General features: G+C 68.6%; 5 protein-coding genes and 1 pseudogene. 4 read left to right on the top strand and 2 right to left on the bottom strand.

The features are described 5' to 3' along the window. Positions 1–127: 127 nt before the first annotated feature. Positions 128–259: pseudogene (locus tag ABGA94_RS04470) on the bottom strand (cellulose-binding protein); the annotation flags it as partial. A gap of 2 nt (positions 260–261) precedes the next feature. Further along, positions 262–864: a ribosome biogenesis GTP-binding protein YihA/YsxC gene (yihA, locus tag ABGA94_RS04475; RefSeq protein ID WP_111128274.1), complete on the bottom strand. Its 603-nt coding sequence runs from the start codon at positions 862–864 to the stop codon at positions 262–264. A 156-nt stretch (positions 865–1,020) separates the two neighbouring features. Between yihA and ABGA94_RS04480 the strand changes: the two genes are divergently transcribed. From ABGA94_RS04480 to ABGA94_RS04495, 4 genes are all read left to right on the top strand, one after another. Continuing rightward, positions 1,021–1,821 carry a cytochrome c gene (locus ABGA94_RS04480; RefSeq protein WP_005419283.1) on the top strand — a complete coding sequence of 267 codons (801 nt, stop codon included), beginning with the start codon at positions 1,021–1,023 and terminating at the stop codon, positions 1,819–1,821. A 106-nt stretch (positions 1,822–1,927) separates the two neighbouring features. Beyond that, positions 1,928–2,578 carry a thiol:disulfide interchange protein DsbA/DsbL gene (locus ABGA94_RS04485; RefSeq protein WP_005419285.1) on the top strand — a complete coding sequence of 217 codons (651 nt, stop codon included), beginning with the start codon at positions 1,928–1,930 and terminating at the stop codon, positions 2,576–2,578. A gap of 106 nt (positions 2,579–2,684) precedes the next feature. Further along, a complete protein-coding gene (locus ABGA94_RS04490) occupies positions 2,685–3,521 on the top strand; it encodes a thiol:disulfide interchange protein DsbA/DsbL (RefSeq protein ID WP_005419290.1) in 837 nt (278 codons plus the stop codon). A 53-nt stretch (positions 3,522–3,574) separates the two neighbouring features. Next, positions 3,575–4,312: an endonuclease/exonuclease/phosphatase family protein gene (locus tag ABGA94_RS04495; RefSeq protein ID WP_005419292.1), complete on the top strand. Its 738-nt coding sequence runs from the start codon at positions 3,575–3,577 to the stop codon at positions 4,310–4,312. The last annotated feature ends 73 nt before the right edge of the window (positions 4,313–4,385 follow it).

Raw genomic sequence — 4,385 nt, forward strand, 5'->3', positions numbered from 1 at the left:
TGACCAGCACCACGCGGTAACCCTCGTCACGCAGGGCCTTGCAGGCTTGGGCACCGGAGTAGTCGAACTCGCAGGCCTGGCCGATGACGATCGGGCCAGCACCGATGATGAGGATGGTCTTGAGGTCAGTGCGCTTGGGCAGCGGGCAATCCAGCTTGTAGGTCTTGCCATCCACCGGCACGTTGCCCAGGGTGCAGAACTCCTGCAGGTCGGCCCAGCGCAGCGGGCTGCCCGGCTGCCAGCCGGGCGACCGGCAATACCTTATTCCAGCCCCAGCCAGCCGCCGATCACGCCGCGGGCTTCGTCCACGCCGGTGCGGTCCTCGCCGGAGAACACCTGCACGCTGACGCTGTCGCCGTAGGCCGAGTGCAGTTCCTTGCGCACCTTCTGCAGGGTCTGCATCTGCTGGCTGCGGCTGAGCTTGTCGGCCTTGGTCAGCAGGGCGTGCGCCGGCATGCCGCGCTGTACGGCATAGGACAGCATCTGCCGATCGTAGTCCTTCAGCGGGTGGCGGATGTCCATCACCACCACCAGCCCCTTCAGGGCCTCGCGGGTGCGGAAATACCGGTCGATGAAGGCCTGCCAGTGCGCCTGCAGGTCCAGCGGCACCTTGGCGTAGCCGTAACCGGGCAGGTCGACCAGATGGGCTTCCGGGGTGATCTGGAAGAACACCAGCTGCTGGGTACGGCCGGGCGTCTTGGAGACACGGGCCAGCGCGTTCTGGCGGGTCAGCGCGTTGAGCGCACTGGACTTGCCGGCGTTGGAGCGGCCGGCAAAGGCCACTTCGGCCCCTTCATCGGGCGGCAGCTGCCGCACGTTGTGGGCCGAAAGGTGGTAACGGGCGCGTTCGATGAGCAATGACATGTGCCTAGGATCGCATGTTGCGGCGCCGCGCGCCCGTGCCGGCGGCCGTGGCGGGCATTTTGCTGCACTGCTGCGTTGACCGTGCGCGGAAACGCCGTTGATAATCCGGGCGATGCCGGCGGCCACCGCCCGGCCCGGTCCATACGGAGCTTTAGCATGCGCCACGCTCGCGTTCTTGCCGTATCCGCCCTTGCCACTGCCGTAGTCGTTGCCGCTGCTGCGTTCGCGCAGACCACGTTGACCCCGCTGCCCGACAACGGGCCGATCAACACCGCCTCGCTGGAGGTGGACTTCAGCAAGACCCATTGGGGCGATGCCAAGGCTGGCCAGACCAAGGCTTCGGCCTGTGCGGCCTGCCATGGCGCCGACGGCAATTCCACGGTCGAGATGTATCCGTCCATCGCCGGCCAGAGCGAACGCTACGTGGCCCAGCAGATGGCCCTGATCGCCAACGGCCAGCGCAGTTCCGGCGCGGCGGTGGCGATGGTGCCGTTCGTGCAGAACCTCACCCCGCAGGACATGCGTGATATCGGCGCCTACTTCGCCACGCAGAAGGCCAACGCCGGCATCGCCGATGACACGGCGGTCGCCGACGGCCCCTACAAGGGCATGAAGTTCTACGAGATCGGCCAGCAGCTGTACCGCGGCGGCGATGCCAAGCGTGGCCTGCCGGCCTGCATGGCCTGCCATGGCCCCAGCGGTGCCGGCAATCCCGGCCCGGCCTATCCGCATCTCGGTGGCCAGCACGCCAGCTATGTCGCGCGCCGCCTGCAGGAGTACCAGGCCGGCCAGACCAACGAGACCGACAAGGCACACTTCCAGATCATGGCCACGGTCGCGCAGAAGCTCAGCGAGCAGGAGGTGCAGGCGCTGTCGAGCTACCTGCAGGGCCTGCACAACAAGGCCGACGATGTGGCCACCACGGCCACGCCAACACAACCGGCTGCCGCCCCCTGACCACCACTGGTCGGCCCGGGCCGCGACGCCGGCCCACGGCTGCGGTATGTTTCCTTCACGCCGGCGGCTGCGCCGGCGTTGCTTTTTTCAACGGAGATGCGTGTCGATGAGGTTGATTTCCCGCCTGCTGTTGTCCGTGCTGGTGCTGCTGCCGCTGGCAGCCTGCGCCGCCACCCCCGCCAATGCCCCGCTGGTCGAGGGCAAAGACTACGAGCGCATCGCCCAGCCGGGCCCGTTCCAGCCGCTGGCCGGCAAGATCGAGGTGGTCGAAGTCTTCGGCTACACCTGCCCGCACTGCGCCCATTTCGAACCGCAGCTGGAAGCCTGGGCGGCCAAGCTGCCGGCCGACGTGCGCTTCACCCCGGTCCCGGCGGCCTTCGGCGGTGCCTGGGATGCCTGGGCACTGGCCTACTACGCCGCCGACGAAGTCGGCGTGGCCAAGCGCAGCCATGCCGCCGTGTTCAAGGCCCTGCACGAGCAGGGTTCGCTGCCGATGCAGAACGTCTCCGCCGATGAGCTCGCCACCTTCTACAAGGCCTACGGCGTGACCCCGGACCGCTACATCCAGGCCCTGCGCGGCGATGCCGTGCAGAAGAAGGTCGAGGCCGCGCGCGCGTTCGCCCAGCGCACCAAGATTCCGGGCACCCCGGCCATCATCATCAATGGCCAGTACCTGGTGCGCGGCAACAGCTTCGACGACCAGCTGCGCATTGCCTCGGCGCTGATCGCGCAGGCGCGCGCCGCCCGCGGCCGCTGAACCAACACCCACCACCGACACGGCGTTGTCGCCGCCGCGTGTCATCATTTCCCCTTGGCCGGCGCCCGCCGCCGGCCCCACCTTTCCAGATGCTGGAGACGTTTCCATGAAGATCCGTTACGCCCTCGCCCTCGCAGCGCTGCTGCCGATCCTGGCCGCCTGCAAGGCCGACGACGGCAGCACCAACACCACCGCGGCCCCCGCCGAACCGGCAGCAACCCCGGCCACGACCACCGAACCGGCTACCGCACCGGCGGCGGGCAGCGAAGGCGCCGCGCCGGCTGCCGCTGAAGGCGAGAAGACTCCGGCCGAAGCAACTCCGGCCGCCGCGCCGGCCCCGACCACCGCCGCACTGACCGGCCCGGCTCCGGTGGAAGGTGCCGACTACCAGGTGATCCCGAACGGCCAGCCGTTCCAGCCGGCCGCCGGCAAGATCGAAGTGACCGAGATCTTCGGCTACGTCTGCCCGGCCTGCGCCGCGTTCCAGCCGCTGGTCGGCCCGTGGAAGGCCGGCCTGCCCAGCGACGTGAACTTCGTCTACGTGCCGGCCATGTTCGGCGGCACCTGGGATGACTACGCCCGTGCCTTCTACGCCGCGCAGACCCTGGGCGTGCAGGAGAAGACCCACGAAGCGCTGTACGCCGCCATCCACTCGCAGAAGACCCTGAAGGGCGAGCGCGGCCGTGACTCGGTGGAAGACATCGCCAAGTTCTACGCCGCCTACGGCGTCGATCCGAAGCAGTTCGCGGCCACCATGGGCAGCTTCGCGGTGAACGCCAAGACCAACTCGGCCAAGCAGTTCGCCCAGCGCAGCCAGATCAGCGGCACCCCGTCGATCATCGTCAACGGCAAGTACCTGGTTAAGGGCAAGAGCTTCCCGGACATGCTGCGCATCGCCGACCACCTGATCGCCCGCGAACGCGGTGCGGCCCAGGCTCACTGATCCAAGAGAAGCATTTCCCGGCCGTGAATTCCCCCCGTACACGGACCCTGCGCTTGCTGACGGCCAACATCCAGGCCGGCTCAAGTACCCGCCGTTACAGCGACTATGTGACCCGCAGCTGGTCACATGCGCTGCCGGCGGGTCGCAAGCGCAGCAGCCTGGACGCGATCGCCACCCTGGCGCGCGAACATGACATCGTCGGCCTGCAGGAGGCCGACCCGGGCAGCCTGCGCTCGGGCTTCACCAACCAGACCCATTACCTGGCCCAGCGCGCCGGCTTCAACTACTGGAGCCACCAGCCGAACCGGCGCATGGGCGGGGTCGCCTCCAGCGCCAATGGCCTGCTGAGCAAGCTGGAACCGGTGGAAGTGCAGGACCACGCCCTGCCCGGCCGCATCGGCGGGCGCGGCGTGCTGCTGGCCAAGTTCGGCGATGGTGCCGACGGCCTGGCGGTGGCGGTGGCCCATCTGTCATTGGGCGCGGGATCGCGGATGTCGCAGCTGGGCTTCATCGCCGAGCTGCTGTCCGACCACCCCAACGCGGTGCTGATGGGCGACTTCAACTGTCTGGCCGAACGCCCGGAAATGCAGGTGCTGTACCAGAAGACCCGACTGCAACCGCCCGGCTGCATCGTGCCGACCTTCCCCAGCTGGCGCCCCGACCGCGCCATCGACCACATCCTGGTCAGCAGTGGCCTGCAGACCCGCACCGTGGAAGCCGTACCGGCCGCGTTCTCCGATCACCTCGCCCTGGCGATGCAGATCGACGTCCCGGCCGACGCCCTGCGCTGAACCGCCCCCCTGGTAGGTGCGGACCGCTGGTCCGCACGCCGCTCTGGTGGGTGCGGACCGTTGGTCCGAACGC

This window comes from Stenotrophomonas sp. 3diitr2024 (assembly GCF_042136455.1).
GTDB classification, from domain to species: domain Bacteria; phylum Pseudomonadota; class Gammaproteobacteria; order Xanthomonadales; family Xanthomonadaceae; genus Stenotrophomonas; species Stenotrophomonas sepilia.